Origin of the sequence: Streptomyces sp. SM1, assembly GCF_002910825.1 — a bacterium.
In the GTDB taxonomy this organism is placed as follows: Bacteria; Actinomycetota; Actinomycetes; order Streptomycetales; family Streptomycetaceae; genus Streptomyces; species Streptomyces okerensis.
In genome coordinates this window covers 1-25,986 of sequence record NZ_NEUB01000672.1, presented here as the reverse complement: position 1 = coordinate 25,986, position 25,986 = coordinate 1, and the positions used below count along the sequence as shown (strand labels likewise).

The 25,986-nt window shown below is 69.7% G+C and carries 30 protein-coding genes, 5 tRNA genes and 1 pseudogene; 11 read left to right on the top strand and 25 right to left on the bottom strand.

All coding sequences use genetic code 11. From position 1 onward, the window contains the following. Positions 1–400, bottom strand: a 400-nt coding sequence (locus B9S61_RS18310) for a DAK2 domain-containing protein (protein ID WP_146064881.1), incomplete at its 3' end; no start/stop codon positions are given. Between the two features lie 267 nt (positions 401–667). On the opposite strand from B9S61_RS18310, the gene rpmB reads away from it, so the two are divergent. Beyond that, entirely contained in the window at positions 668–853 is a 186-nt protein-coding gene (gene rpmB, locus B9S61_RS18305) for a 50S ribosomal protein L28 (protein ID WP_003993230.1), read from the top strand. A gap of 195 nt (positions 854–1,048) precedes the next feature. Here the strand turns inward: rpmB and thiD are convergent, their stop codons facing one another. Further along, entirely contained in the window at positions 1,049–1,858 is an 810-nt protein-coding gene (thiD, locus tag B9S61_RS18300) for a bifunctional hydroxymethylpyrimidine kinase/phosphomethylpyrimidine kinase (RefSeq protein WP_103543228.1), read from the bottom strand. Continuing rightward, entirely contained in the window at positions 1,855–2,820 is a 966-nt protein-coding gene (locus B9S61_RS18295; RefSeq protein ID WP_103543227.1) for a thiamine-phosphate kinase, read from the bottom strand. Before B9S61_RS18295 ends, thiD begins: the two co-directional genes overlap by 4 nt. Positions 2,821–3,026: 206 nt before the next feature. Between B9S61_RS18295 and B9S61_RS18290 the strand changes: the two genes are divergently transcribed. Then, the gene (locus B9S61_RS18290; RefSeq protein ID WP_103543226.1) at positions 3,027–3,260 is read left to right on the top strand and encodes an Lrp/AsnC family transcriptional regulator; all 234 of its coding nucleotides are present in this window, start codon (positions 3,027–3,029) and stop codon (positions 3,258–3,260) included. A gap of 20 nt (positions 3,261–3,280) precedes the next feature. Beyond that, entirely contained in the window at positions 3,281–3,790 is a 510-nt protein-coding gene (locus B9S61_RS18285) for a DUF3515 domain-containing protein (protein WP_103543231.1), read from the top strand. A gap of 44 nt (positions 3,791–3,834) precedes the next feature. On the opposite strand, the gene B9S61_RS18280 is transcribed toward B9S61_RS18285, so the two are convergent. The 3 genes from B9S61_RS18280 to B9S61_RS18270 all read right to left on the bottom strand — a co-directional run bounded on the left by B9S61_RS18280 (position 3,835) and on the right by B9S61_RS18270 (position 6,882). Next, the gene (locus B9S61_RS18280) at positions 3,835–4,995 is read right to left on the bottom strand and encodes a D-alanine--D-alanine ligase family protein (RefSeq protein WP_103543225.1); all 1,161 of its coding nucleotides are present in this window, start codon (positions 4,993–4,995) and stop codon (positions 3,835–3,837) included. A gap of 82 nt (positions 4,996–5,077) precedes the next feature. Further along, on the bottom strand, positions 5,078–6,088 hold the full coding sequence (locus B9S61_RS18275; protein WP_103543224.1) for an NAD(P)H-dependent glycerol-3-phosphate dehydrogenase: 1,011 nt from the start codon (positions 6,086–6,088) through the stop codon (positions 5,078–5,080). After that, positions 6,085–6,882 carry a 1-acyl-sn-glycerol-3-phosphate acyltransferase gene (locus tag B9S61_RS18270; protein ID WP_103543223.1) on the bottom strand — a complete coding sequence of 266 codons (798 nt, stop codon included), beginning with the start codon at positions 6,880–6,882 and terminating at the stop codon, positions 6,085–6,087. Before B9S61_RS18270 ends, B9S61_RS18275 begins: the two co-directional genes overlap by 4 nt. Positions 6,883–7,102: 220 nt before the next feature. Between B9S61_RS18270 and cofC the strand changes: the two genes are divergently transcribed. Both cofC and B9S61_RS18260 read left to right on the top strand, forming a co-directional pair. After that, positions 7,103–7,741: a 2-phospho-L-lactate guanylyltransferase gene (gene cofC, locus B9S61_RS18265; protein ID WP_103543222.1), complete on the top strand. Its 639-nt coding sequence runs from the start codon at positions 7,103–7,105 to the stop codon at positions 7,739–7,741. Between the two features lie 9 nt (positions 7,742–7,750). Continuing rightward, entirely contained in the window at positions 7,751–7,954 is a 204-nt protein-coding gene (locus B9S61_RS18260) for a hypothetical protein (protein ID WP_103543221.1), read from the top strand. Between the two features lie 133 nt (positions 7,955–8,087). On the opposite strand, the gene B9S61_RS18255 is transcribed toward B9S61_RS18260, so the two are convergent. From B9S61_RS18255 to leuC, 4 genes are all read right to left on the bottom strand, one after another. Next, positions 8,088–8,726, bottom strand: coding sequence for an HU family DNA-binding protein (locus B9S61_RS18255; protein ID WP_103543220.1), 639 nt, complete (start codon positions 8,724–8,726; stop codon positions 8,088–8,090). A 136-nt stretch (positions 8,727–8,862) separates the two neighbouring features. Then, on the bottom strand, positions 8,863–9,093 hold the full coding sequence (locus B9S61_RS18250) for a hypothetical protein (protein WP_103543219.1): 231 nt from the start codon (positions 9,091–9,093) through the stop codon (positions 8,863–8,865). A 277-nt stretch (positions 9,094–9,370) separates the two neighbouring features. Beyond that, a complete protein-coding gene (gene leuD, locus B9S61_RS18245; RefSeq protein WP_103543218.1) occupies positions 9,371–9,964 on the bottom strand; it encodes a 3-isopropylmalate dehydratase small subunit in 594 nt (197 codons plus the stop codon). A 6-nt stretch (positions 9,965–9,970) separates the two neighbouring features. Next, entirely contained in the window at positions 9,971–11,401 is a 1,431-nt protein-coding gene (gene leuC / locus B9S61_RS18240; RefSeq protein ID WP_103543217.1) for a 3-isopropylmalate dehydratase large subunit, read from the bottom strand. Between the two features lie 195 nt (positions 11,402–11,596). Between leuC and ndgR the strand changes: the two genes are divergently transcribed. Further along, a complete protein-coding gene (ndgR, locus tag B9S61_RS18235; RefSeq protein ID WP_103543216.1) occupies positions 11,597–12,310 on the top strand; it encodes an IclR family transcriptional regulator NdgR in 714 nt (237 codons plus the stop codon). Between the two features lie 126 nt (positions 12,311–12,436). Here ndgR and B9S61_RS18230 read toward each other — a convergent pair. The 10 genes and pseudogenes from B9S61_RS18230 to B9S61_RS18185 all read right to left on the bottom strand — a co-directional run bounded on the left by B9S61_RS18230 (position 12,437) and on the right by B9S61_RS18185 (position 15,707). Continuing rightward, positions 12,437–12,509 (bottom strand) — tRNA-Glu (locus tag B9S61_RS18230). A 30-nt stretch (positions 12,510–12,539) separates the two neighbouring features. Next, positions 12,540–12,611 (bottom strand) — tRNA-Gln (locus tag B9S61_RS18225). Between the two features lie 21 nt (positions 12,612–12,632). Next, positions 12,633–12,705 (bottom strand) — tRNA-Glu (locus B9S61_RS18220). A 62-nt stretch (positions 12,706–12,767) separates the two neighbouring features. After that, positions 12,768–12,840, bottom strand: a tRNA-Glu gene (locus B9S61_RS18215). A gap of 40 nt (positions 12,841–12,880) precedes the next feature. Continuing rightward, positions 12,881–12,952, bottom strand: a tRNA-Gln gene (locus B9S61_RS18210). Positions 12,953–13,043: 91 nt separating this feature from the next. Beyond that, entirely contained in the window at positions 13,044–13,775 is a 732-nt protein-coding gene (locus tag B9S61_RS18205) for an HAD family hydrolase (RefSeq protein ID WP_103543215.1), read from the bottom strand. 10 nt (positions 13,776–13,785) lie between these two features. Then, positions 13,786–14,052 carry a type I restriction-modification enzyme R subunit C-terminal domain-containing protein gene (locus B9S61_RS18200; RefSeq protein WP_258039727.1) on the bottom strand — a complete coding sequence of 89 codons (267 nt, stop codon included), beginning with the start codon at positions 14,050–14,052 and terminating at the stop codon, positions 13,786–13,788. Positions 14,053–14,094: 42 nt separating this feature from the next. After that, positions 14,095–15,006, bottom strand: a pseudogene (locus tag B9S61_RS18195) (IS3 family transposase); the annotation flags it as partial. Between the two features lie 41 nt (positions 15,007–15,047). Further along, positions 15,048–15,290 (bottom strand): transposase, encoded by a 243-nt coding sequence (locus tag B9S61_RS18190; protein WP_103543213.1) that lies wholly within the window; start codon positions 15,288–15,290, stop codon positions 15,048–15,050. Between the two features lie 51 nt (positions 15,291–15,341). Then, positions 15,342–15,707 (bottom strand): ATP-binding protein, encoded by a 366-nt coding sequence (locus B9S61_RS18185; protein WP_181007419.1) that lies wholly within the window; start codon positions 15,705–15,707, stop codon positions 15,342–15,344. 192 nt (positions 15,708–15,899) lie between these two features. On the opposite strand from B9S61_RS18185, the gene B9S61_RS18180 reads away from it, so the two are divergent. The 4 genes from B9S61_RS18180 (at position 15,900) to B9S61_RS42410 (ending at position 18,044) form a co-directional block, all read left to right on the top strand. Further along, positions 15,900–16,745, top strand: a complete 846-nt coding sequence (locus B9S61_RS18180; protein WP_103543211.1) for a helix-turn-helix transcriptional regulator — start codon at positions 15,900–15,902, stop codon at positions 16,743–16,745. Continuing rightward, positions 16,742–16,942 (top strand): DUF397 domain-containing protein, encoded by a 201-nt coding sequence (locus B9S61_RS18175; protein ID WP_103543210.1) that lies wholly within the window; start codon positions 16,742–16,744, stop codon positions 16,940–16,942. The genes B9S61_RS18180 and B9S61_RS18175 overlap by 4 nt, the downstream gene beginning before the upstream one ends. A 155-nt stretch (positions 16,943–17,097) precedes the next feature. After that, positions 17,098–17,502 (top strand): DUF3800 domain-containing protein, encoded by a 405-nt coding sequence (locus B9S61_RS42415; protein ID WP_258039721.1) that lies wholly within the window; start codon positions 17,098–17,100, stop codon positions 17,500–17,502. Positions 17,503–17,546: 44 nt separating this feature from the next. After that, positions 17,547–18,044, top strand: coding sequence for a DUF3800 domain-containing protein (locus B9S61_RS42410; RefSeq protein ID WP_308457776.1), 498 nt, complete (start codon positions 17,547–17,549; stop codon positions 18,042–18,044). 10 nt (positions 18,045–18,054) lie between these two features. Here B9S61_RS42410 and B9S61_RS18165 read toward each other — a convergent pair whose 3' ends face one another. From B9S61_RS18165 to B9S61_RS18145, 5 genes are all read right to left on the bottom strand, one after another. After that, a complete protein-coding gene (locus B9S61_RS18165; protein ID WP_258039720.1) occupies positions 18,055–18,855 on the bottom strand; it encodes a glycosyltransferase family 4 protein in 801 nt (266 codons plus the stop codon). 257 nt (positions 18,856–19,112) lie between these two features. Further along, the gene (locus tag B9S61_RS18160; RefSeq protein ID WP_103543230.1) at positions 19,113–20,234 is read right to left on the bottom strand and encodes a helix-turn-helix domain-containing protein; all 1,122 of its coding nucleotides are present in this window, start codon (positions 20,232–20,234) and stop codon (positions 19,113–19,115) included. 349 nt (positions 20,235–20,583) lie between these two features. Further along, complete coding sequence (gltX, locus tag B9S61_RS18155) at positions 20,584–22,068, bottom strand: glutamate--tRNA ligase (RefSeq protein ID WP_103543208.1); 1,485 nt, start codon at positions 22,066–22,068, stop codon at positions 20,584–20,586. After that, the gene (locus B9S61_RS18150) at positions 22,061–22,846 is read right to left on the bottom strand and encodes a fumarylacetoacetate hydrolase family protein (RefSeq protein ID WP_103543207.1); all 786 of its coding nucleotides are present in this window, start codon (positions 22,844–22,846) and stop codon (positions 22,061–22,063) included. Before B9S61_RS18150 ends, gltX begins: the two co-directional genes overlap by 8 nt. 162 nt (positions 22,847–23,008) lie before the next feature. After that, a complete protein-coding gene (locus tag B9S61_RS18145) occupies positions 23,009–23,194 on the bottom strand; it encodes a hypothetical protein (RefSeq protein WP_181007420.1) in 186 nt (61 codons plus the stop codon). 604 nt (positions 23,195–23,798) lie between these two features. Between B9S61_RS18145 and B9S61_RS18140 the strand changes: the two genes are divergently transcribed. Continuing rightward, positions 23,799–25,986, top strand: a 2,188-nt coding sequence (locus B9S61_RS18140; protein WP_146064880.1) for a nitrate- and nitrite sensing domain-containing protein, incomplete at its 3' end; no start/stop codon positions are given.

The window sequence follows — 25,986 nt, the reverse complement described above, 5'->3', positions numbered from 1 at the left end:
GCTGCAGGCGCAGCTCGACGCCATGCCACCGTTCCGGCGCATCACCGGCCAGCACCTGGGCCATCCCGCGCAGCAGCTGCGCCAGAATCGTCCCGGAGTTCCCGCGGGCGCCGATCAGCGCTCCGTGCGCCATCGCGTGTACCGCGTCCGCCAGGGTCGGCCCGGCTTCCGGCCGCGGGCCCGGGCCCCCGCCGGCCTCGTGGCCCTCGAACACCGCCTCCACCGCGGCGGCCGCCGATTCGACGGTCAGGTAGAGATTGGTGCCGGTGTCTCCGTCCGCCACGGGATAGACATTGATCGCGTCGATCTCCTCCCGGGCCCGCCCCAGCGCATCGAGCGCGAGACCGCACCAGGCACGCACCGCGAGAGCATCGAAGAATGTCTGCGGCACCTGCGCCACCTGCGCCTCCCTGAGCTGCCGACCGTGGCACGCAGCGTAGACCTTGGGGCCCTGTCCACCGGAAGAGGGCCGCAGGCGGGCCCCTGAGCTGCCATGGTAGTTTCGTTCTACGGGTGCAGCCGTTGTATGCTGCTCCGGTTGCCCGATCCGATCGGGCCTCTCCCCCTGGCAGTGCCACTCAGATTCCGCAGGGCTCCTGGAGCCTGGATTCTGATCCCGGCATGCCGGGATCAACCGTAAGTGCATCTGAAGTCTTTGGAGTGACCCGTGGCTGCCAACTGCGACGTCTGCGGCAAGGGGCCGGGCTTCGGCAACAACATCTCGCACTCGCACCGCCGTACGTCCCGCCGCTGGAACCCGAACATCCAGCGTGTACGTACCGTGGTCGGCGGGACGCCGAAGCGCGTGAACGCCTGCACCTCGTGCATCAAGGCCGGCAAGGTCTCGCGCTGACGCATTCGCTGAGCGCGCGGCCATATCCGGTTTCGCCGCAACGGCCGGTCCACCTCGGTGGGCCGGCTTTTTGCTGTGCGGCGGTGTGTTTGCGGTGCCCCTGCCCGCGGTGGCGGCAGGGGAGCCGTGGGAGCGTGGCGCCCGAACGCCGCAGGAGCGGGAGCCGCGCGGGCAGCGGGACGCGCGGGCACCGGGTCAGGGGGATGCGGGGCGCAGGTTCCAGGTGTGGTGCACCGGGCCTATGCCGGCGCCCAGGGGAAAGCCGGTGGCGATCGCTCCGGTGACGTACGCCTTGGCCGCCGTCACCGCCTCCGGCACGGTGCGGCCCTTCGCCAGTTCCGACGCGATCGCCGACGCCAGTGTGCAGCCCGTGCCGTGGGTGTGGCGGTTGTCGTGCCGGGGGGCGCGCAGCCAGTGCTCCTCGCCTCCGTCGGTGAGCAGATCCACCGCGTCACCGGACAGATGGCCGCCCTTGATCACCACCCAGCGCGGGCCGAACTCCAGCACCGCCCGCGCCGCCCGGCGCAGGTCGCCCTCGGTCGTGGCCCGTACGCCCGTGAGTTGCGCCACCTCGTCCAGGTTGGGCGTGGCCACGGTCGCCACCGGCAGCAGCCTGGTCCGTACGGAGTCCAGTGCGGAGGCCGCCAGCAGCGGGTCCCCGTGCTTGGAGACCCCCACCGGGTCGACCACCGCCGGCGCGTCCGTACCGGCGATCAAGTCGGCCACCGCCTCGACGAGTTCGGCGGAGGACAGCATGCCGGTCTTGACCGCCCGCACCCCGATGTCGTCGACGACGCTGCGGTACTGGGCCCGCACCGCCTCCACCGGCAGTTCCCAGGCGCCCTGCACGCCCAGGGAGTTCTGCGCGGTCACCGCGGTGAGCACGCTCATGCCGTGCACGCCGAGCGCGAGCATCGTCTTCAGGTCGGCCTGGACGCCGGCGCCGCCGCCCGAGTCGGAGCCGGCCACGGTGAGGACCCCGGGCGGGGCGGTGCGGCCGCTCACGACTCGATGTCCCCGAAGTGGTCCCAGCCGCCCTGACTGGTCCAGGGCGCCCCGTCGACCGTCACCTGGGGCAGCGCCGAGGGGTTGAGCACCTCGCCGATCACCTTCCAGCGGGCGGGCAGTTTCACGTCCGGCGGGAAGGTGGCCACGATCGCGTGGTCCTCTCCCCCGGTCAGCACCCACTGCATCGGGTCGACGCCGACGGCCTGGCCGATGTCGTTCATCTGCGAGGGGATGTCCATGACTCCCGAACGGATGTCGATGCGCACCTTGCTGGCCTCGGCGATGTGCCCCAGGTCGGCGATCAGCCCGTCGCTCACGTCGCACATCGCGGTCGCACCGAGCCCGGCGGCGGCCGGTCCGGCGTGGTAGGGCGGCTCGGGGCGCCGGTGCGCCTCGACGAAGGCGCGCGGCGAGCGGAACCCGCGTGAGAGCACCGCGTGTCCGGCCGCGGACCAGCCCAGCCAGCCGGTCACGGCGACGAGGTCACCGGGCTGCGCGCCGCCGCGGGTGACGGGCTCCTGGTTGCGCAGATCGCCGAGCGCGGTGATCGACACCATGATCGTGTCTCCGCGTACGACGTCCCCGCCGACGACCGCGGCGCCGGCCACCTGGCACTCGTCGCGCAGGCCGTCCATCAGCTCACTGGGCCAGGTCACCGGCAGTTCCGCCGGGACGACGAGGCCGAGCAGCAGCGCGGTCGGCACGGCGCCCATGGCGGCGATGTCGGCCAGGTTCTGCGCGGCGGCCTTGCGTCCGACGTCGTAGGCCGTGGACCAGTCGCGCCGGAAGTGCCGGCCCTCCAGCAGAATGTCGGTGCTGGCCACGACCCTCCGGTCGGGCGCGGAGACCACCGCGGCGTCGTCGCCGGGGCCGACCCGGACCGCCGGGGTGGTGGTGAGACGGGAGGTGAGCTCCCTGATGAGCCCGAACTCCCCGAGCTCACCAACAGTGCCCTTCATTTCCCTTTCGCCCCTTCCGTCCCTGTCCGTGCCCGGTCGCGAGGCGTCCGAGTCCTCGCTACGGTCGATATGACCGTCAACTTCTCCGGTGTCTGTACCCCGGCGCGCAAGGCCCGGTCCCCGCAGGTCTCCCCGCGACGACCGGCGACGCGATACCGTGGCGTTCCTTTTCCCCACATGATCCTCGTGGCCGCCCTGGAGGTTCCGTGGTACAGGCGTACATCCTGATCCAGACCGAGGTCGGCAAGGCGTCGACCGTCGCCGAGCTGATCGGCAAGATTCCTGGAGTCATCCAGGCCGAGGACGTGACCGGACCCTATGACGTGATCGTGCGCGCCCAGGCCGACACCGTCGACGGGCTGGGCCGCATGGTGGTTGCCAAAGTCCAGCAGGTGGACGGCATCACCCGCACCCTGACCTGCCCGGTCGTCCATCTGTAGCCCCCGTCTACCCTGTGCCGGTGAACAACTTCCGTCACCGGCGAACCGTACTGTCCGCCCTGTCCGCGCTCGCGGTGCTCGTCACCGCCGCGGGCTGCTCCTCAGCAGACGACGGCGTGTCCGCGGCGGTTCCCAGCCCGGACGCGAAGGTCACCAAGCTGTGTCAGGACCTGGACAAGGCCCTGCCGGCGAAGGTGGACGGTGAGAGCCGCGACGATCCCGAACCCGCGTCCGAACTGACCGCGGGCTGGGGCGGCGTGGCGATCATACTGCGGTGCGGCGTCGAACGGCCCCCGAAGATGGCCGATCCCGACGTCGCCAACGGGGGCGACGCCGACGCGGTGCCGGGCGGAGTCGACGGCGTGGACTGGCTCATGGAGAAGCGGGACGACGACACGTACCGCTTCACCACCGCCAACCGCGAGGCGTACGTGGAGGTCCGGGTGACCGACGGACGGGACAGCACGGGGACACTGATCGATCTCGCCCCGGCCGTCAAGGAGGCGATCCCCGAGGGGATCGCCTCCTGAGACGCGCCCATCACGCGCGGGGACCGTGAGCGCGCGTCCGCCGCTCAGCGCAGTCCGGTCGACCGGCGCAGCGCCGCCTGCACCAGCCGGTCCACCAGCTCCGGGTAACTCACCCCGGTGGCCTGCCACATCTGCGGGTACATCGAGATGGGGGTGAAGCCGGGCATGGTGTTGATCTCGTTGATCACGAACTCGCCGTCCTCGGTGAGGAAGAAGTCCGCGCGGACCAGCCCCTCGCAGGACGCGGCGTCGAAGGCCTCGACCGCGAGCCGGCGGACCTCGGCCGTCTCCTCCCCGGTGAGCGGCGCGGGCACGAGGCCGGGCGTGGAGTCGATGTACTTGGCCTCGAAGTCGTAGTACGCGTGCGCGTCGGGCGGCGGGATCTCGGCGGGCACCGAGGCGCGCGGGCCGTCCTCGAACTCCAGCACGCCGCACTCGATCTCGCGGCCCCGCAGCGCCGCCTCCACCAGGATCTTCGGGTCGTGCCGCTGGGCCTCGGCGATCGCCTCGTCCAGGCCGGAGAGGTCGTCGACCTTGGTGATGCCGATCGACGAACCCGCGCGGGCGGGCTTCACGAAGAGCGGCCAGCCGTGTTCCCCGGCGAAACCGATGATCTTCTTGCGGGCCGCGGACTCGTCCCGCTCCCATTCGCGCGGCCGGATCACCAGATACGGGCCCACCTTGAGCCCGAAGGAGGTGAACACCCGCTTCATGTACTCCTTGTCCTGGCCGACGGCGGAGGCGAGCACGCCCGAGCCGACGTAGGGGACGCCGGAGAGTTCCAGGAGGCCCTGGAGGGTGCCGTCCTCGCCGTAGGGGCCGTGCAGCACCGGGAAAACCACGTCGACCTCGCCCAGGGCCTTGGGCACCGAGCCCGGCTCACTGTGCACGACCTCACGGTCGGCCGGGTCGACGGGGAGCACCACGGCGCCTTCCGTGGACTCGGCGATCTCGTCCACGCTCGGGGTGCGGCGGTCGGTGATCGCCATGCGTTCCGGCTCGTCGGCGGTGAGCGCCCAGCGGCCGTCCTGGGTGATGCCGATCGGCAGGACGTCGTACTTGGTCCGGTCGATGGCGTTGAGGACGGCGCCGGCGGTGACCACGGAGATCCCGTGCTCGGAGCTGCGCCCGCCGAACACGACGGCCACACGCGGCTTGCGGGGCGGCTGCTGGCCGGGGCTCTGGGGGAGGTTCTCGGTGCTCATATCGCGATGAGAGTACCCGCTGGCAGAGCCGGGAGTCAGCGCCCGCAACGCCGTGCGTGGGCCGAACGGCAGAGGTCCTCGCTCAGCGTCGTTCGGGCTTCGCGCTGCGCGACATGAGCTCCTTCACGGCGACCACCGGGGGCTTGCCCTCGTGCACGATGGCGACGACCGTCTCGGTGAGCGGCATGTCGACGCCGTGCCGGCGGGCCAGATCCAGCACCGACTCGCAGGACTTGACGCCCTCGGCGGTCTGCTTGGTGACCGCGATGGTCTCCTGCAGCGTCAGTCCCCTGCCGAGGTTGGTGCCGAAGGTGTGGTTGCGGGAGAGGGGCGAGGAGCAGGTGGCCACCAGGTCGCCCAGGCCCGCGAGTCCGGAGAAGGTGAGCGGGTCGGCGCCGAGCGCGACGCCGAGCCGGGTGGTCTCGGCGAGGCCGCGGGTGATGAGCGAGCCCTTGGTGTTGTCGCCGAGTCCCATGCCGTCCGCGATGCCGACGGCCAGCCCGATCACGTTCTTCACCGCGCCGCCCAGCTCGCAGCCGATGACGTCGGTGTTGGTGTACGGACGGAAGTACGGGGTGTGGCAGGCGGTCTGGAGCCGCCGGGCCACCGCTTCGTCGGTGCAGGCGACCACGGAGGCGGCCGGCATACGGGCGGCGATCTCCCGGGCCAGGTTGGGGCCGGTGACCACGGCGATGCGGTCGGCGCCGACCTTGGCGACGTCGTCGATCACCTCGCTCATCCGCATGGCGGAGCCGAGTTCGACGCCCTTCATCAGGGACACCAGGACCGTGCCGGGCGCGAGCAGCGGCGCCCACTCGGCGAGGTTGCCGCGCAGCGTCTGCGAGGGGACGGCGAGGACGGTGAAGTCGGCGCCCCGCGCGGCCTCGGCGGCGTCCGCGGTGGCCCGCAGGTTCTCCGGGAGTTCGACGCCCGGCAGGTAGTCGGGGTTGGTGCGGGTGGAGTTGACCGCTTCGGCGATCTCGGGGCGCCGTCCCCACAGCACGACGTCGCAGCCCGCGTCCGCGAGGACCATGCCGAAGGCCGTCCCCCACGATCCGGTGCCGAATACGGCCGCCCTGACCGGCTTGCTCACGTGCCCAGCCCTTCTTCCCGTGCGGAGTGCGCGGCGCCCCGCGTCCGGTCCTGCCGCGTCTGCGTGTGTGTCTTGCGGCGCTGCTCGATCCGCTCCCGGCGCGGGTCGTAGGGCGTCTCGGGGGCCTTCTCGCCACGGATCAGCTCGAGCTGGCGGGTGACGGCCGCCATGATGGCCTCGGTCGTCTCCTTGAGCAGTTCCGGGGTCATCTCCCGGTCGTAGAAGCGGTCGAGGTCCACCGGTGGTCCGGCCAGCACCCGGCTGGTCTTGCGCGGCAGCAGACTGGGCTTCCTGGAGTACGGCGGCAGCAACTCGTTGGCGCCCCACTGGGCGACCGGGATCACGGGGCACCTGGTCTGCAGCGCGACGCGCGCGGCACCGGTCTTGCCGGTCATGGGCCAGCCGTCCGGGTCGCGGGTGAGGGTGCCCTCGGGGTAGAAGGCGACGCATTCGCCGCGCTCCACGGCGTCGATCGCGGCGCGGAAGGCGCTGAGCGCGTCCGAGCTCTCGCGGTAGACGGGGATCTGGCCGGTGCCGCGCATCATGACGCCGACGAATCCCTTGTTGAAAAGCCCGCTCTTCGCCAGGAATCGCGGAACGCGTCCGGTGTTGTACTGAAAGTGCCCGTAGGCGAAGGGATCGATGTGCGAATTGTGGTTCACCGCGGTGATAAATCCACCCTCGGCCGGAATGTTCTCCATTCCGCGCCAGTCCCGCTTGAACAGAACCACCAGCGGCGGTTTGGAGATCACCGCGGCGATGCGGTACCAGAAGCCGATTCTGCGGCGCGGCACGAGTACACCTTCCTCTTCCCGATGTGGCCCGGGGCCCGGACCCGCAGGCCCGGACGGGCCGCACAAGTGTCGCCCCGAGCCGCCGGTCTGTCGAGAACACCGTACGCCCGCCCGTCTCCCACCACCGCCCTTGCAAGGAGCTTCGCACCCATCCCCCGGCCCCGTTGCCACCCCGTGCTCCGGGTGACAATGACCGTGACAAGAGAGGGACGTAACACTCGTGCAGTGGATCTTGGTGGTACCCCTGAAGCCGCTGGCCCAGGCCAAGAGCAGGCTCTCGGACACCGCGGACGACGGCCTGCGCCCGGGCCTCGCGCTCGCCTTCGCCCAGGACACGGTGGCGGCCGCGCTGGAGTGCCCGGCGGTACGGGATGTGGTGGTCGTCACCAACGACGCCCTGGCCGCGCGTGAGCTGGCGGCGCTGGGCGCCGGAATCGTCCCCGACCAGCCGCGTGACGGACTGAACGCGGCGCTCGCGCATGCCGCGGCGGCGGTGGGCTCCTCCCGGACCGCGGCATCCGTCGCGGCCCTCAACGCCGATCTGCCCGCCCTTCGTCCACCGGAACTGGCCCGTGTCCTCGATTCGGCGGCCGCATTCCCGCGTGCGTTTCTCGCCGATGCCGCCGCGCGCGGCACGACTTTGCTGACCGCGAGCCGGGGGCGGGAATTGCGCCCGTTCTTCGGACCCGGTTCCCGGGCCCGGCACCGGGCTTCCGGAGCGGTGGAACTGTTCCCGGGCGCGGTGGATTCCGTACGGCAGGACGTGGACACCGGGGACGATCTGCGGGCGGCGCTCGCGCTGGGGGTGGGTCCCCGCACGGCCGCGGTCACCGCGCGGCTGCTGATAACGGAGCAGTAGGCTGCCGCCATGCAGGCCACCGCGTACACCTACGACCCCGACAGCCGCAGCGGTCAGGTGCTTCTGGACGACGGCACCCCGGTGCCCTTCGACGCCCCGGCGTTCGACGCGGGGGGCCTGCGGCTCCTGCGTCCCGGGCAGCGGGTGCGGATCGAGACCGCGGGCGAGGGCGAGTCCCGGCGGATCACGCTGGTGACGCTGCAGACGTTCTGACCGCCGGCCGGCCGCTCCTCCTTCCGGTCGCGGACACACCGCGGGCCGGACTCCCCGGGGGAGTCCGGCCCGGCGCGTGAGAACCGCTTGCCCGAAGGGGCCGGGGCGTCGGCTCGGCGGGAGGGTCCACCGTCTACTTCTTGCGGGCGGTGGTCTTCTTGGCCGTGGTCTTGCGCGCGGTCGACTTCTTGGCGGGGGCCTTCTTCGCCGTCGCCTTCTTCGCCGGGGCGCTCTTGGCGGTCGTCTTCTTCGCGGCGGTGGTCTTCGCGGTCGCCGCGGTCTTGGCGGGCGCCTTCTTGGCCGTGGTCTTCTTCGCGGCCGTCTTGGTGGCGGCCTTCTTCGCCGTCGTCTTCTTCGCCGCGGCCTTCTTCGCGGTGGCGGCCTTCTTGGCCGTGGTCTTCTTCGCGGCAGCCTTCTTCACCGTCGCCGAAGCACCGCCGGTCAGGCTGCCCTTGGGCGCCTTCTTGACCGAGACCTCGCCACCGCGCGGCAGCTTCTTGGAGCCGCTCACCAGGTCCTTGAAACCCTGGCCCGCGCGGAAGCGCGGAACGGAGGTCTTCTTGACCCGAACCCGCTCGCCGGTCTGGGGGTTGCGGGCGTAACGGGCCGGACGGTCGACCTTCTCGAACGAACCGAAGCCGGTGACGGAGACCCGCTCCCCCGAGACGACCGCGCGGACGATGGCGTCCAGTACGTGGTCGACGGCCTCGGCGGCCTGCTGGCGGCCGCCCACCTTGTCGGCAATCGCTTCTACGAGCTGCGCCTTGTTCACGTCTTCCCCTTCGGAGACATCGCCAGAACGAATGTGTTCAAGCTTTTTCGCACGTTAGGCAGATATATACCGCAAATCAAACACGAAACGGGCTAATCACCCTTGTGCCGCAACGAACTCGGCTGTCTCGACCGGCTCAGCGTTCCTCTTCGGGGAATCGACCCGCGTCGAGGTCCGCGGTGAACCGCTCCAGACGCCTTGCCGCACCGGCGAGATCGTGTTTGGCCGCGGCCGTAATGACCAGCAGCTTCCGGGCCAGCGCCATCCGTACGCCCTCCGGGACTTGCAGTGCGCGCACTTTTGCATGCGCTTCTTTGAGCTGAACCGCGACCGCCGTATAGAGCTCGAGTTGGCCGTCGCGTTCCATGCACAGATTGTGCCATCTGGGGCGAGTTGTCGCCTGCCCAGGGGGCAACTGCCGCCTCGGACGGCCCTCCGCCCACACTCCGGGATCACGCGCACGTGACACGTGTACCCCGGCAACCACCTTCATAACGTCGCAAGTTGAGGGCGCTCAAGGCGACGCGCGGGGCCGAACGGGTGCAGACACGGCCGTACCCCCGATCGGACCGATCGGGGGTACGGGAGGGGTGATCCGGTGGCCGAAAGTCGACCTCACGCGAGGACTTCGGCCGTGGTGCGGGTCAGACGTTGAGCGTCCTCGGCTTGAACGACGGGCGCTTCGCCTCGTACGCGGCGATGTCCGCCTCGTTCCGCAGCGTGATGGAGATGTCGTCAAGACCGTTGAGCAGCCGCCAGCGGGAGTTCTCGTCGAGCTCGAAGGGGGCGGTGACGCCCTCGGCGCGTACCTCGCGGGCCTCGAGGTCGACGGTGATCTCGGCGATGGGGTCCGCTTCCGTGAGCTCCCACAGCGCGTCCACGGTCCGCTGGTCGAGGACCACCGTCAGCAGCCCGTTCTTCAGCGAGTTGCCGCGGAAGATGTCGGCGAAGCGGGAGGAGATCACGGCCTTGAAGCCGTAGTTCTGCAGAGCCCAGACGGCGTGCTCGCGGGAGGAGCCGGTGCCGAAGTCGGGGCCGGCGACCAGCACCGTGGCGCCCTCGCGCTCGGGGCGGTTGAGCACGAACTCCGGGTCCTTGCGCCAGGCCTCGAAGAGCCCGTCCTCGAAGCCGTCCCGGGTCACCTTCTTGAGCCAGTGGGCGGGGATGATCTGGTCGGTGTCGACGTTGCTGCGGCGCAGCGGGACGGCCCGGCCGGTGTGCGTGGTGAATGCTTCCATGGCTGATCAGACTCCAGCGGGCGTACGGGCGTCGGCTGCGGCGAGGTCGGCCGGGGAGGCCAGGTGGCCGAGGACCGCGGTGGCGGCGGCGACCTGCGGGGACACCAGGTGGGTACGGCCGCCCTTGCCCTGCCGGCCCTCGAAGTTGCGGTTGGAGGTGGAGGCGGAGCGCTCACCGGGGGCGAGCTGGTCGGGGTTCATGCCCAGGCACATGGAGCAGCCCGCGTGCCGCCATTCGGCGCCGGCCTCCTTGAAGACCACGTCCAGCCCCTCGGAGACGGCCTGCAGACCCACCCGCGCGGAGCCCGGGACGACCAGCATCCGTACGCCGTCGGCGACTTTGCGGCCGCCGATGATGTCGGCGGCCGCACGCAGGTCCTCGATGCGGCCGTTGGTGCAGGACCCTACGAAGACGGTGTCCACGCTGATGGAGCGCAGCTCCTGGCCGGCCTCCAACCCCATGTACTCCAGGGCCTTTTCGGCGGCGAACCGCTCCGAGGGGTCTTCGTACGAAGCCGGGTCGGGGACGGACGCCGAGAGCGGGGCGCCCTGGCCCGGGTTGGTGCCCCAGGTGACGAACGGCGACAGTTCGGCGGCCTCGATGACCACCTCGGCGTCGAACTCGGCGTCCTCGTCGGACCTGAGCGTCTTCCAGTAGGCGACGGCCGCGTCCCAGTCCTCGCCCTTGGGGGCGTGCGGGCGGCCCTCGAGGTAGGCGAACGTCGTCTCGTCGGGGGCGATCATGCCCGCGCGGGCGCCGGCCTCGATCGACATGTTGCAGATGGTCATCCGGGCTTCCATCGAGAGCTTCTCGACGGCCTCGCCGCGGTACTCCAGGACATAGCCCTGGCCGCCGCCCGTACCGATCTTCGCGATGATCGCCAGGATCAGGTCCTTGGCGGTGACGCCGTCGGGCAGTTCGCCGTTGACCGTGATCGCCATGGTCCTGGGGCGGGCCATCGGCAGCGTCTGGGTGGCCAGGACGTGCTCCACCTGGGAGGTGCCGATGCCGAACGCCAGTCCGCCGAAGGCGCCGTGCGTGGAGGTGTGCGAGTCACCGCAGACGACGGTCATACCGGGCTGGGTCAGACCCAGCTGCGGGCCGACGACGTGGACGACACCCTGCTCGACGTCGCCCAGCGGGTGCAGCCGGACACCGAAGTCCGCGCAGTTCTTGCGCAGCGTCTCCAGCTGGACCCGGGAGACCGGGTCGGCGATCGGCTTGTCGATGTCGAGGGTGGGGGTGTTGTGGTCCTCGGTGGCGATGGTGAGGTCGAGACGGCGCACCGGGCGGCCGTTCTTGCGGAGGCCGTCGAAGGCCTGGGGGCTGGTCACCTCGTGCAGCAGGTGCAGATCGATGAAGAGGAGGTCGGGCTCGCCCTCGGCGCGCCGGACGACGTGGTCGTCCCAGACCTTCTCCGCGAGTGTCCTACCCATCGCTTTCCCTCCGGCCGGCGAGTGGTGCGCCGGCCCAACTAGATATGTGCGGAGACGGCGCCCTCCCCCCAGGTCCCGGGCGTCCGCCGCCAGGCCCGGTGGTCCACGGGCCTCGTTGCTTCCGTGCTTCAAGAGTGGCGTGTTCCACGGAAAATTGAACTTGCGTTTCACAGAGTGAGACGCGAGTATCGTTTCATGGACAACAGTAGCGGCGTCGGCGTTCTGGACAAGGCGGCCCTCGTCCTGAGCGCTCTGGAGTCCGGTCCGGCCACCCTCGCGGGGTTGGTCGGGGCCACCGGACTGGCACGACCCACGGCCCACCGCCTGGCCGTGGCGCTGGAACACCACCGCATGGTGGCGCGCGACATGCAGGGCCGGTTCATTCTCGGCCCGCGCCTGGCCGAACTGGCCGCGGCGGCGGGCGAGGACCGGCTGCTCGCCACGGCGGGCCCGGTGCTCACCCATCTCCGGGACGTGACCGGCGAGAGCGCCCAGCTCTACCGCCGCCAGGGCGACATGCGCATCTGCGTCGCCGCGGCGGAGCGGCTGTCGGGGCTCAGGGACACAGTCCCGGTGGGTTCCACGCTCACGATGAAGGCCGGTTCCTCGGCGCAGATCCTGATGGCCTGGGAGGAGCCCGAGCGGCTGCACCGCGGGCTGCAGGGCGCCCGTTTCACGGCGACCGCCCTCTCCGGTGTACGGCGCAGGGGCTGGGCCCAGTCGATCGGCGAGCGTGAGCCCGGCGTGGCGTCCGTCTCGGCACCGGTGCGCGGTCCCTCGAACCGCGTGGTGGCCGCCGTCTCGGTCTCCGGCCCCATCGAGCGGCTGAGCCGCCACCCGGGCCGGATGCACGCCCAGGCCATCATCGACGCCGCCGGCCGCCTCTCCGAGGCGCTGCGCCGCTCCTGACCACCGTCCGCACACTGCTGGGAGACCGGGCCCGCCTCAACGCCGCGGCGGGCCCGCTCCCCCGCCCGGTACAACTCCCGGAACGGGAAAGGCCCTCCACCGAAGTGGAGGGCCTTCCTTCCTACGTACCCCCGACCGGATTCGAACCGGCGCTACCGCCTTGAGAGGGCGGCGTGCTAGGCCGCTACACAACGGGGGCCCTAGCGATCCTGCGTTTCCGCAGATCCTGCTGGTCTACCTGGACTCGAACCAAGACTAACTGAACCAGAATCAGCCGTGCTGCCAATTACACCATAGACCAATGATGGTTTAGACCAGTCAGTACCCCCGACCGGATTCGAACCGGCGCTACCGCCTTGAGAGGGCGGCGTGCTAGGCCGCTACACAACGGGGGCCCTAGCGATCCTGCGTCAAGAAGAGAGGGTGCGACCCGATCTCTCCTCGCGGGAAGGATCTGTACCCCCGACCGGATTCGAACCGGCGCTACCGCCTTGAGAGGGCGGCGTGCTAGGCCGCTACACAACGGGGGCCTGCGGATATGATCCGCGGTTTGCAGATGAGCTCTGCGAGCTGGCCTACCTGGACTCGAACCAAGACTAACTGAACCAGAATCAGTCGTGCTGCCAATTACACCATAGGCCACTGGAACGCAAGCCTCTGAAGGCTTCTTGTTCTAGCTGTACGCTTCGGGGCTCCGGCCTTCCGGCCCGCTCCCCGCGGCGCAGGAAGAACATTACCCGAAGGTCGACGGGGCTCCAAAACGAGTATCGGCGCGCAGCAACGACGGAAGTTCGGCGAGCGAGGCGATACGGCGCGGCCCCACCGGCGGCTCGACCGTGGCGTACGCGCCCCCGCGGTCGATCCAGACCGACAGCAGACCGGCGTCGGCGGCGCCCCGGCCGTCGATCTCCGGGTGGTCCCCGACGTACGCGACCTGGTCCGGCAAGAGCGCCAGGGCGTCGCAGGCGGCGAGGAACGCGCCGGCCTCGGGTTTGGAGACGCCCAGTTCGGCGGCGCACAGGATGGCCTCGAACCGGTCGTGCACGCCGAGGAGGCGCAGCTTGCGGTCCTGGACGTGGAGGCTGGAGTTGGAGAGCACCGCGTGGCGGTGGGTGGGGGCGAGGGCGTCGAGCACGGGCAGCACGTCCGGGAAGAGGCTCCACGCGGACTCGTAGTGCGTGACGTACCGCCGGAACCAGTCCTCCGCCTCGGTGTCGGTCATCTCACGTCCGAGGAAGACCCGGGTGCGGTCGCGCCGCTGCGTCTCGAAGTCCACCTCTCCGGCGGCGAACCGCGCCCACTGCTGCTCGGTGATCTCCCGCCACCGCCTCAGCGCCCCCTCGACGGTGGGATACCCGGCGAGCAGCCCCTCGGCGGCCAGGTGCGCCCGCATGCCCTCACGGTCGGCGGTGGTGTAGTCGAAGAGCGTGTCGTCGACGTCCCAGACCACGGCTTTGATCGGCATGACATCCAGCTTAGGCAGCAAGGGTCGTGGGCTGGGCCCTCCGCTCCAGTTCCTTGAAGATGACCTTGATGCGTTCGAGTTCGTCACCCGTGAACAGATCGTCCGGACCACCGGGGGCGAGGTCGGAGAACGCGTCCTCGTAGAGGTCCCCGAGACTCAGGATTCCGCGCCTGACGACCGTGTCGATGATCAGCGTCAGGAAGTCGAGCTGGCGAGCGCTGAGCTGCTTGCCCGTGCAGAAGACCTCGAACGCCTTCTGTGCGGCCTGCCGGTCCAGTCCGCACAGTGAACTTTCCCCGTGATGCTGGACACTCCATACTTACGCCGCGAGGGCGTGTCCTTGCTCGTGTCGCTGCCTGATCTCCAGCGGGGTCAGGTAGCCCCAGTGCGGGTGTTTCCGCAGCCGCCTGCGGTTGTAGAAGGTCTCGATGAAGGCGAAAGTCTCGGCGCGGGCGGTGGCCCGGTCGGGCCAGCGGCGGGTCCCGATCTCCTCCTTCAGGACCGCGAAGAAGGACTCGGCGGCGGCGTTGTCGAAACAGGACCCTGTCCTTCCCATGCTCTGCCGCAGTCCCAACCTGCTTATTTCTCCCCGTAGTTCTTCGGATGTGTACTCCGAGCCGCGGTCGGAGTGTGCGATGCAGCCGGGCTGGAGCCGGCCGCGGCCGGCGGCCATCGCCAGCGCGTCGACGACCAGGCTCGCCCGGTGGTGGTCGGCCATCGAGTAGCCGACGATCTCGCGGGTGGCCAGGTCCAGCCAGGTGGCCAGGTAGAGCCAGCCCTCGTCGGTGGCGATGAACGTGATGTCGCCGGCCAGCCGCGTGCCGGGCTCGGGTGCGGTGAAGTCGCGGCCGAGCAGGTCGACCGCCGGCACGGCCCGCTTCGCCGGACGGGTCAGACTCCGGCGCCTGCGCCGGGTGACTCCGGTGATACCGCGCTCGCGCATGACCCGCTCCACCCGCTTGCGGTTGACCCGGCGGCCGAGCCGGCGCAGGTCGGCGTGGATCCGGGGGACACCGTAGGTGTGCCGGGAGGCGATGTGCAGCACGGTGATCTCGTGGGCCAGGGCGTCGTCAGCGGCCTGCCTCGCCCGGCGGGCCTGTTCGCCGGACCGCCAGGCGTAGAACGAGGACCGGGCCACCTTCAGCAGCCGGCACAGCAGAGCGATGGTGTGGGTGGTCTTCTCCGCCTCGATGAACGCGTACACCGCGGTCATCGATCGCTCTCCTTCGCGAAGAAGACCGCCGCCTTTCGCAGCACCTCGATCGTCTCGGCCTACTCACGGTTCTGCCGACGCAGTCGGCGCAGTTCCTCCCGCTCGGCCGTCGTCAGCTCGCCCGGCGCCCCCTGACCGCGGTCGGCCTGGTCCTGCCGGACCCAGTTCCGCAGCCCTTCGGCGCTGACCCCGAGTTCCCGGGCCACCTCGGTGACGGTCCTGCCGGAGGAGCGGACGAGGGCGACCGCGTCCCGCTTGAACTCCTCCGTGTACCGCCTGCTGCGGTTGCTCTTGCTTCCCACCTGGCACTACTTCCTCTGGAACCTCACGTCCCAGTCTCCAGGTGTCCAGCATCAAGGGGAAGCTTCACGCGGCACCACCGCCCAGCGGCTCGCCAGCGTCGACACCAGGCACAGCCCACGGCCCGACTCCACGTCCGGCTCGGGCGGCGCAAGGGGCGGCACCGACGGCATGCGGTCGTCCCATGTGTCGGTGACCTCCACGCGTACGAGTCCTGCGGCCGGATCCAGCGACAGGCGGAGCCTGAAGTCCCGGCCGGGCACGCGGCCGTGCGTCACCGCGTTGGAGGTGAGCTCGGCAACGATCAGGGTCACCGTGGTGTTGGTGTCGGACTCATACGGGTAGCCCCAGGCGTCGAGGCGGTGGGAGGCGAGCCTGCGGGCCAGTCGAGCTCCGCGCGGTGTCGACGTGAACGACATGCAGAAGTCCCGCGTCGGCTGCGTAAGTCCGGAGATGTCATCGGAAGAGTGTGTTTCTGTGGTCATGGGCACGAGCCTGGTCCGGCGTACGTACCGTCACCAGTGACGACTCCCTTACACAGCGCGTCCGTGCTGCTGCTGTGGGTGCTCTGTCGGGGTCGGAGGTGAGCCAGGTGCGAGAGGAAGAGGGCAATGACGCAGATTCCGGAGCAAGCCGATGCACAGCGGGGGCAGGACCCAGCCGACGAACTGCTGAGGTCGTTCGGTCGGCAGATCAAGATTCTTCGGCAGCGCGCCGGACACACCCAAGCCGACTTGGGGCAACTTCTCGGGTACAGCGAGGCACAGGTCGCGGCCATCGAGCAGGGACGGCGCATCCCGCGGCCCGACACCATCGACAAGCTCGATCAGCTACTGGAAGCCGAGGGCATGCTGCTCGTCATGAAGCGGCCCGTGGCGCTGACCCGGTATCCGGCGTTCTTCCGGGACGCGGCCCGGATCGAGGAGACGGCGGCCGAGTTCCACCAGTACGCCCCGCTGATCGTGCCCGGCATGCTCCAGACCGAGGACTACGCCAGGACCATGTTCACCGTCTGGCGCCCACGGCGGAGCGAAGCCGAGATCGAGCAAATGGTCTCGGCGCGGCTTGAACGGCACAAGCTCTTCGACCGCAAACCGGCGCCTGTACTCAGTTTCGTGCTGGAGGAAGCAGTCCTTCAACGGCCCATCGGCGGGGTGGACGTCCTCCGAGGACAGCTGGAGCATCTACACCTGGCTGGGCAGAACCCCAACGTGGAGATCCAGGTGATGCCGACCCGAAAGACCGACCACGCCTGCGTGGACGGCCCCTTCACCTTGATGGTGCCGGAGGGAGGGGAACAAGTGGCTTACCTGGAGAGTCAGGGAAGCGGTCGCGTCCTCAGCCATCGGGAAACCGTCCGGGGCATCGCCGCTCGGTATGGAATCATCCGGGCACAGGCGCTGTCCCCTCGGGAGTCTCAGCGCTTCCTCGAAACCTCGCTGCAAGGAGACCTATGAACACCGTGCAGTCCAAGGCTCTACAGCTCCACTGGATCAAGAGCAGCTACAGCGGAGGCTCTGGCGGCGACTGCATCGAGACCGCCCCCACTCCCTCCGCCATACACGTCCGCGACTCCAAGGACACTGGACAGGGCACCTTCGCCGTCACCCCGGCCGCCTGGACCGCGTTTCTCGGCCTCGCCCGTCAAGGTTGACCGAAACCCGCACCACCTAGCGTGCCGCCGACTTGACCGACCGTAGCCGCCCTCGGCAGGATCGGACTCAGCAAGCAAAACATCGCGCATATGGCTGCGCAGACCCTGTGGCCGTCCCTTCGGGGGCGGCCACAGACGTGTTCAGGGGAGGTTCGGTGCATCTCTGCTACATCGACGAGGCGGGCAACGGGCAGACGCTCGATCCCGTGCGGCCCGACGCGCCTCCCGTCCTCGTCGTCGGCGGGTTCACCGTGCCCCGTGCTCAGGTCAAGACCCTCACCTGGGCCTTCCTCGACGTCAAGAAGCATTACCGGCCGCAGTTACGAAACGCGGAGCAGCCCTCCGAGGTGATCCAGCACGAGATCAAGGGCGCGGACGTCCGCAAGAACCTCCGCGCCGGCAACCACAACTGGCGGCGTGCGGCCATGGAGCTGGTGTCCTCGCTGCTCGACATACTGGAGAGCCACGACACCCGCCTCCTCGCCCGTGTGTGGGTCAAGGAGGAGGGGCTGGCCTTCGACGAGTCCGGCGTCTACCCGGCGCCTCCGTCGCCGCGCTGAACGAGACCTTCCAGGCACAGCTCGCCCACGAGCACTCGCGCGGCATGATGGTCCTCGACAGCCGCACGAAGGTGAAGAACGCTCCCAACGTGCACTGTGTGACCACCCGCAAGTACCGCACGGGCGGTGACAGCCTCCGCGGAGTCATCGAGTCGCCGGTCTTCGGCCACAGCGACACCCACACGCTCCTCCAGCTCGCCGATCTCATCGTCTCCTCCCTGCTGTTCCCCATTGCCTGCCACGCCTACCTGAGCGACGTGACGTGGAACGTGCACTGCGACGACGCCTACCAGCCACTGCGGGAGCAGTTCGGGCGGCGGCTGAAGAAACTGCAGTTCCGCTACCAGGACCCCGTGGGGAAGTGGCGAGGTGGGATCGTCGTGTCCGACCGGCGGACACAGCAGCCGTCGAGCCTGATGTTCGGCCCGCTCAAGGCCCCCGCCACCGCCTCGGGTCTCGTCCCGGGCCAGCCGAGGACGACGGAACGCAGGAACGTACTGCCTGGCGCCGGGACAGGTGAGAGCCTGCCGTTGACGCCCTGAAGATCGACGGTCAGGAGGTAACTCGGAGCGTCAGTTCGCGAAGCCGGCGGCCGGTGGCAGTGATGTCGTAGCGGCGCGCGTTATGGAGAGCCGCCTTGGTCAGGGCCTCGCGCCGATGAACGTCCCGGCCCCTATCGTCCAGGGCCACGGCCAGCGAGCGCGGGTCGCCGGGAGTGCAGGGAACGCCGGCGCTCCCGAGAATTTCCCTCACACCGGGAAGATTGGAGTAGAAAACCGGAAGTCCGTGGGCTTGGGCCTCGATGAGGACGAGTCCGAAAGCCTCCAGACCCTTGGTGGTGAAGACGAAGGCGTCGAAGCTCGGCAGGCGGCGCCACAGTTCGGCACGGGGCAGGAACGGAACAAAATGAACCCGGTCCCGCAGCCCGAGTTCGATGGCCCGCTGCGCGTTCACCAGGTCCATGTGGAAGGCGTTGTACCCGATGCCACTGGACTTGCCGGGGTCCTTGTCGACCTTGACCCCGATGTCCTTCCACAGGGGCCACCGCGGGAAGGGCGAGAAGGGAACCGCCACCTCGGCGGCGAAGGCGGTCACCAGCCGCAGGAACCGGCCATCGTCGGTCCCCAGGGCCTTGGCGAGGTTTCCCAGACGCAGCACGGCGTATCCGCCGCCCTCCCCGTTCAGCGCGTGACGCAGGATCGTGGCGGTTTCCTCGAATCGCGGGATGGCCGTCAGCTCGGTCCGGTAGCGCTTCATGGTGGACTGCGCCAGGAACGAGCCGTCCCGTTCCCAGGGCGGGGGAGAACAGTCGATCAGAGCGGCTTCGAGTTCACTCGGAATGTCGATGAACACGCGGGGGCTTCCTTCTCTCTCGGAGTTCTCGGTGGGGATCAGGCGGGACCAGGGGCAGGCGGACAACGTCCGCTTGCCGCCGACAACCATCTCGAATCGTGACCGAAAGTAAGGGACTCATCACGTAGGGGTGTCCATCGTCGTGAACCCAAGGACCCCGAGCCGACGACGCGCCGCCGGAGGGAGCGTTCATCCACGCAGCAACGCGCTCAGTCGCCTACGGAGACTCCACGGAGGTATGTACGGCAAGACGGGCGTCACCGCACCCCGGCCTGCTCGGCCAGATTCCGCACCGCTGTGGCCTGGACGGTGTCGGTGGTACGGACGGCGAGGGCGGCGATTAGTTCCCGGGCGAAGGGGTCCAACCGCAGCCGCTGCGGCGCCGCAGCGTCGGCCTCGACGAGGAGGGCAGCGGCCTGATCGGCGCGGTCCTGGCGGGCTTCGGCCGCGGCGGCGACCGTCAGCAGGCGGGACCGCTGAGCTCCGTCGAGTGCGGACAGATCCGCCGCGCGGGCATGGCCGGCGGCCTCCTCGACGCCACCGTGCTCGGCAGCGACGACAGCACGGGTAGCGACCACCATGGCCGACTCCCTTGCGTCGGTGGCCCGCCCGGCAGCCGTGGCGAGGAGCTGATCGGCATGTCGGCGGCGTCCGGCCATGGCCTGGGCGACTGCGGCCAGCACCGACAGTTCCCACCCGGATCCGGCCTCCTCGGCCCGTTCGACGCGGGCCAGCGCGTACTCCGGCAGGCCTAGGTCGATCAGCAGCCGCACCTCCTCGACCAGCACCGGCAGCAGTTCATGGGTGCCGGGGCGAGCCCGGCGCAACAGTATCCAGGCCAGGTCCTTGTAGCCCAGGCGCCGCAGCAGCCCGGCGCCCAGCGCATGCACCTGAACCCGAACCGCTTCCGCCCGCCCAGGCGCCGAGGCAGCGGCGACGGCGCGGTCCGCGCCGTCGATCAGCTTCGGCAGCGCATGCGCGAGGCCGGCCTCATCCCCCGCCGCATCGGCCTGTGCGGCGGCCCCGGTCCGCTCCTCCAGCTCATCCATCATCAGACCAGTGGCCATGTCCGGGTGCGGGCGAGCGATGCGGCGTCGCAGGTGGAAGGCGACCGCCCGTACCGCCGCGTGCTCCTCCCCGCGCGGCGGGTAGGGCTGTCCGGTCAGGTCCGCGGCATCCAACCGCAAGGCGGTGGCCAGGGCCGCCAAACGGCCGCGGCGGTCCACCCACTCCCCACCCGTCTCCAGCCCGACAACGTAATCGAGCGGCAGCCCGGCGCCGGAGGCCAGATCCTCGTGGGTCAGTCCGCGGCGAAGGCGCCAGGCACCCAGGCGGGCCCCGATCGGGCCGCCGGCAGCCGTCTCGTCCAACTCGCGCATCACCGGATTGCTCGCATACCACTCGCTCCCTCGACCTGGCCGGTCAGATCGATGTACCCAGGTGCGTGACGATGGTGCGCCACCTCGAACCAGAGCTGTCGTGACATGTACGTACTCACGGTGGGCGTCGGTGAACCACGCGAACGACTCCGAGCCGTCAGCCGAAGCCCTGCCACTGGTCACCGACCCTGTTTGCGAATCCCGAATGATGGCCCGCCAACACCCCCGCCCTCACGTTGGCCACCTTCCGTAGCAAGCAGGGGTCATGCGACCGACCGTACCCGGGGACGGACAGGGGCGGCGCCCGGATGATTCCGGGCGCCGCACCCTGTCAGGCCCGTATAAAAGGCTAAGCGGCGAGCTTCGCCAGGGCCGCGTCGATCCGGGCCAGTGTCTTCTCCTTGCCCAGGACCTCCAGGGACTCGAAGAGCGGCAGGCCGACGGTGCGGCCGGTGACGGCGACGCGGACCGGGGCCTGCGCCTTGCCGAGCTTGAGGCCGTGGGCCTCGCCGGCCGCCAGGACGGCCTCCTTCAGGGAGTCCGGGGACGTCCAGTCGGCGGCCTCCAGCTTCTCCCGGGCGGTACGGAGGAGGGCGTCGCTGCCCTCCTTCATCGCCTTGTTCCAGCTCGCCTCGTCGAAGACCGGCTCCGGGAGGAAGAGGAAGTCGACGTTGTCCGTGATCTCCGACAGGACCTTCAGGCGGGTCTGCGCGTGCGGGGCGACGGCGTGCCACTTGGCCTCGTCGAAGGCCTCCGGGGCCCAGGGGGCGACGGGGGCCTTGAGCCAGGGGGCGCAGCGCTCGGTGAAGTCCTTCACATCGAGAAGGCGGATGTGGTCGGCGTTGATCGCCTCGCACTTCTTCAGGTCGAAGCGGGCCGGGTTCGGCTGCACGTCGGAGACGTCGAAGGCGGCGACCATCTCGTCGATCGTGAAGACGTCCTGGTCGGCGGAGAGCGACCAGCCGAGCAGGGAGAGGTAGTTGAGCAGGCCCTCGGGGAGGAAGCCGCGCTCGCGGTAGAGGTTCAGGGACGACTGCGGGTCGCGCTTGGAGAGCTTCTTGTTGCCCTCCCCCATGACGTACGGCAGGTGGCCGAAGGCCGGGGTCCGCTTCGCGATGCCCAGCTCGGTCAGCGCCTTGTAGAGGGCGACCTGGCGCGGGGTGGAGGAGAGCAGGTCCTCGCCGCGCAGGACGTGGGTGATCTCCATCAGGGCGTCGTCGACCGGGTTGACCAGCGTGTACAGCGGGGCGCCGTTGGCACGCACGATGCCGTAGTCCGGGACGTTCTCCGGGGTGAAGGTCAGCTCGCCGCGGACCAGGTCGGTGAAGGTGATCGTCTCGTCGGGCATCCGGAAGCGGACGATCGGCTCGCGGCCCTGGGCCCGGTAGTCCTCGACCTGCGCGTCGGTGAGCTCGCGGCAGTGGCCGTCGTAGCCGGAGGGCTTTCCGGCGGCGCGGGCGGCCTCGCGGCGGGTGTCCAGCTCCTCCTGGGAGCAGTAGCAGCGGTAGGCGTGGCCGGCGTCGAGGAGCTTCTGCGCGACGTCCTTGTAGAGGTCCATGCGCTGCGACTGGCGGTACGGCGCGTGCGGGCCGCCGGTCTCGGGGCCCTCGTCCCAGTCGAAGCCCAGCCACCGCATGGAGTCGAGGAGCTGCTCGTAGGACTCCTCGGAGTCGCGGGCCGCGTCGGTGTCCTCGATGCGGAAGACCAGGGTGCCGCCGTGGTGCCTGGCGAACGCCCAGTTGAACAGGGCGGTGCGGACCAGGCCCACATGGGGGTTACCGGTGGGCGACGGACAGAAACGGACGCGTACGGGGGAGCCGGGTGCGCTAGCCACGCTTGACAACCTTGTTGGTGAGAGTGCCGATGCCTTCGATGGTGACGGCGACCTCGTCGCCGACGTTGAGGGGGCCGACCCCCGCCGGGGTGCCCGTGAGGACGACGTCGCCGGGGAGCAGTGTCATGGCCTCGGAGATGTTGACGATCAGGTCCTCGATGCTGTGGATCATCTCGCTGGTGCGGCCGAGCTGACGCTGGGCGCCGTTGACGGTGAGCTGGACCGTCAGGTCGTTCGCCGTGGCGAGGTCGAGGTCCGTCTCCACCCAGGGCCCGAGCGGGCAGGAGGTGTCGAAGCCCTTGGCGCGGGCCCACTGCTTCTCGCGCTTCTGGACGTCCCGGGCGGTGACGTCGTTGGCGCAGGTGTAGCCGAAGATCACGTCCTTGACGCGTTCACGCGGTACCTCGCGGCACATCCGTCCGATCACGACGGCCAACTCGGCCTCGTGGTGGACCTCCTGGGAGAAGGAGGGGTACTGGATCGCGTCCCCGGGGCCGATCACCGAGGTGGCGGGCTTGAAGAAGGCGAAGGGGACGTCGGGTACGTCGTTGCCCATCTCCTTCGCGTGGTCCGCGTAGTTGCGGCCGAAGGCGACCACCTTGTTGGGGAGCACCGGGGGCAGCAGCCTGACCTTGCTCAGCGGGACCTTGGTGCCGGAGAGCTCGAAGTCCGCGAACGGGATGCCCTTGATGATGTCCAGGACGAGTTCGTCCTGCTTCTCACCCTCGACCGCGCCGAAGGCGACGTTCCCGTCGATGGAGAATCTGGCGATGCGCACGGGATGCTTGTCCCCTTGACCGATCGGCTGGAGTCTGACGCTCCAGGCTAACGCGCGGGGCCCCCGGCCTCGCGCAACGGCAAAGGGCGCCACGGCGGGCGCCCCTCGTCGTCGCGGCGGCGGCCGTGAGCGTTTCGCGGCCGCCGCGCGTATGGATCGGTGTCAGACCGCGGCACCTGCCGCGACCGGGATCTCCATGAGGACGGTGCGCTTGGGATTGGCAGTCTGGGCCGGGAGTTCGACGGTGTGCTCCTGCTGGAGGGGCGTCTGCAGATCGTCGGCGCCGTCGAGGTGGGCCAGCGTCGTACGCCGCGGGTTGGCGATCTTGTGGAACATCGTCGTCGTCATCACTGTTTACTTGACCCTGTCCTGTTCACGGGCGCCCGGAGGGGTTTGTGACGGTGTGGGCGCGGGGTTGTCGGTTCTGCCGTCCCTGTAAAGCGTCAGGCTAAACATCCCATTCCCGGCCGACCGGGCCCGGTGCACATGATCTAGGTGTGAGTTTGCTCACTGAGTGAGGGATAAAACGGCCATTCCGGCACCCTTCCCCGATCGGCGGAATCGGACATTCGCCCCCTGAAGCCACCATTCCGCTCCTGATCACGCCGACTGGGACACCCTGACCCCCCGGGTGAATCGCCCTTATCCGCCCGTTATGCACGAGATCACTTTCCACCCCCGGTGATCCGCCACTCACGCCGTGTCACGTATCTCACCTGTAAGGCCACGGGCCTTGTTGGAGGTCCTGCACTGTGCTGGAATTCCACGGACCGCCGCAGGGATCGAGCCGGCGCACAGGCGGCGCACAGACGCGCCGAGTGGCGGGCGAGAAGGGGGAACCGGCGCCGGTCACTCACGACACACGGGGGCGTATTCAGGGCGCCCCTATGACGCCGACACCGTGCCTCGCCGTTCACGCGGAGAGGTGCCTGGTTCAGAGGTTGCGACGCTAGTGCAGGGACGTTTCAAGAGGGATGGCAGCGCTTCGGCAGGGCCGGAGCCGCAGGGCGGGACTGGCCCCAAGGCCGTCAGCTCCTCGCCCCAGCACGCCCAGAACCAGGGCCCGACCACGCCCGGGAGCAACGGCGAACACCCCGGCGGCTCCGCGCCGCCGACCCAGCCGGCCCCGGCACCGGCCGCCCCCAAGGGCCCGACCGGCCCCGGGCCGCGCATAGCACTGCGCAACTGGCGCATCTCGACGCGTCTGGTGTCGCTGCTCGCCCTGCCGGTGGTCGCGGCCACCTCGCTGGGCGCCCTGCGTATCCAGCAGTCCATGGACGACATCCAGCAGCTCGACAACATGAAGCTGCTGACGGACATGACCCAGCAGGCGACCGAACTGGCCCACGCGCTCCAGGAGGAGCGCGACCAGTCGGCCGGCCCGCTGGCGCACGGCGGCAAGGGCACCGACTTCTCGGTCAAGGGCCACCGCGAGAAGACCGACCGCGCGCGGAGCAACTTCCTCGACAGCTCCGAGGCGATCGACGCCGCGAGCAAGGACGGCGACCTCAAGGGCGTCCGCGACAACCTGGTGCAGCTCGCCGGCGACCTGGGCGAGCTGGAGAAGATCCGCAGCACGGCCTTCCAGACGGAGAAGAACTCCACCCAGACCGTCGAGGGCTACCACCGTCTGATCGAGAACCTGATCGACCTCTCGCAGGACATGGCGGAGGCGACCAGCAACCCCGACATGATCCAGCGCACGCGCGCCCTGGCCTCCTTCTCCTCCGCCAAGGAGTACGCGTCGATCCAGCGCGCGGTCCTCGCCGCGGCGCTGCCCGCGAGCAACACCACCAAGGGCGAGCTCTCCGAGAACGACCGGCTCTACGCCGAGTCCGCCCTGGCGAGCCAGAAGTCCGAGATCCGCAGCTTCAAGAGCATCTACGGCGAGGCCGCGGCCTCCGACCTGATGCTGCCGATCGAAGAGGGCAACACCACGATCAAGGCCACCGACGAGTACGCCGGCCGTGCGCTGGCCTCGGAGTTCGGTCTCGCCTCGGTCGGCGCCCGCTCCTACCGGGACTGGCTGGACGACAGCTCCACCAAGATCCAGCAGATGAAGAACATCGAGCTCTCGCTGCTCGAGGAGATGGAACAGAAGGCCCGTGAGCTGCGCAGCGCCACCGAGCGCGACGCGATCATCTCCGGTGCGCTGATCCTGCTCGTGCTCGGTGTGTCGCTGGTCGGCGCCTTCGTCGTGGCCCGCTCCATGATCCGCTCGCTGCGCCGGCTGGAGGAGACCGCGACCAGGGTCGCCCAGGAGCGTCTGCCCGACCTGGTCAAGCAGCTCTCCGAGACGGACCCGCAGGACGTCGACACGTCCGTGGAATCCGTCGGTGTGCACTCCCGGGACGAGATCGGCCGCGTGGCCGCGGCCTTCGACGACGTGCACCGCGAGGCGGTCCGCCTCGCCGCCGAGCAGGCCCTGCTGCGAGGGAACGTCAACGCGATGTTCACCAACCTCTCGCGCCGCTCCCAGGGCCTGATCCAGCGCCAGCTGTCGCTGATCTCCGAGCTGGAGTCCCGCGAGGCCGACCCGGACCAGCTGTCCTCGCTGTTCAAGCTCGACCACCTCGCCACGCGTATGCGCCGTAACGGTGAGAACCTCCTCGTCCTCGCGGGTGAGGAGCCCGGCCGCCGGTGGACCCGCCCGGTCCCGCTGGTCGACGTGCTCCGCGCCGCGGCCTCCGAGGTGGAGCAGTACGAGCGCATCGAACTGGCCTCCGTGCCGACCACCGAAGTGGCCGGCCGGGTCGTCAACGACCTCGTGCACCTCCTCGCCGAGCTGCTGGAGAACGCGACCTCGTTCTCCTCCCCGCAGACCAAGGTCAAGGTCACCGGTCACGCGCTGCCCGACGGCCGGGTGCTGATCGAGATCCACGACACCGGTATCGGTCTGTCGCCGGAGGACCTGGCGGCGATCAACGAGCGGCTCGCCTCGCCGCCCACCGTGGACGTCTCCGTCTCCCGCCGCATGGGTCTGTTCGTGGTCGGCCGGCTGTCCCAGCGTCACGGCATCCGCATCCAGCTCCGCCCGTCCGACTCCGGTGGTACGACCGCGCTGGTCATGCTGCCCGTCGACGTCGCCCAGGGCGGCAAGAAGCCGCAGGGCAAGCCCGGTCAGCCGGGTGCCGGCGGCG

Excerpts from the sequence above, each read along its gene's own strand:
- B9S61_RS18295 (WP_103543227.1), bottom strand. The coding sequence starts at position 2,820 with ATGAAGGGCACTGTTGGTGAGCTCGGGGAGTTCGGGCTCATCAGGGAG.
- B9S61_RS18280 (WP_103543225.1), bottom strand. The coding sequence starts at position 4,995 with ATGAGCACCGAGAACCTCCCCCAGAGCCCCGGCCAGCAGCCGCCCCGC.
- B9S61_RS18260 (WP_103543221.1), top strand. The coding sequence starts at position 7,751 with ATGCAGGCCACCGCGTACACCTACGACCCCGACAGCCGCAGCGGTCAG.
- B9S61_RS18250 (WP_103543219.1), bottom strand. The coding sequence starts at position 9,093 with ATGGAACGCGACGGCCAACTCGAGCTCTATACGGCGGTCGCGGTTCAG.
- leuD (WP_103543218.1), bottom strand. The coding sequence starts at position 9,964 with ATGGAAGCATTCACCACGCACACCGGCCGGGCCGTCCCGCTGCGCCGC.
- leuC (WP_103543217.1), bottom strand. The coding sequence starts at position 11,401 with ATGGGTAGGACACTCGCGGAGAAGGTCTGGGACGACCACGTCGTCCGG.
- ndgR (WP_103543216.1), top strand. The coding sequence starts at position 11,597 with ATGGACAACAGTAGCGGCGTCGGCGTTCTGGACAAGGCGGCCCTCGTC.
- B9S61_RS18205 (WP_103543215.1), bottom strand. The coding sequence starts at position 13,775 with ATGCCGATCAAAGCCGTGGTCTGGGACGTCGACGACACGCTCTTCGAC.
- B9S61_RS18185 (WP_181007419.1), bottom strand. The coding sequence starts at position 15,707 with ATGTCGTTCACGTCGACACCGCGCGGAGCTCGACTGGCCCGCAGGCTC.
- B9S61_RS18180 (WP_103543211.1), top strand. The coding sequence starts at position 15,900 with ATGACGCAGATTCCGGAGCAAGCCGATGCACAGCGGGGGCAGGACCCA.
- B9S61_RS18175 (WP_103543210.1), top strand. The coding sequence starts at position 16,742 with ATGAACACCGTGCAGTCCAAGGCTCTACAGCTCCACTGGATCAAGAGC.
- B9S61_RS42410 (WP_308457776.1), top strand. The coding sequence starts at position 17,547 with ATGATGGTCCTCGACAGCCGCACGAAGGTGAAGAACGCTCCCAACGTG.
- B9S61_RS18160 (WP_103543230.1), bottom strand. The coding sequence starts at position 20,234 with ATGCGCGAGTTGGACGAGACGGCTGCCGGCGGCCCGATCGGGGCCCGC.
- B9S61_RS18145 (WP_181007420.1), bottom strand. The coding sequence starts at position 23,194 with ATGACGACGACGATGTTCCACAAGATCGCCAACCCGCGGCGTACGACG.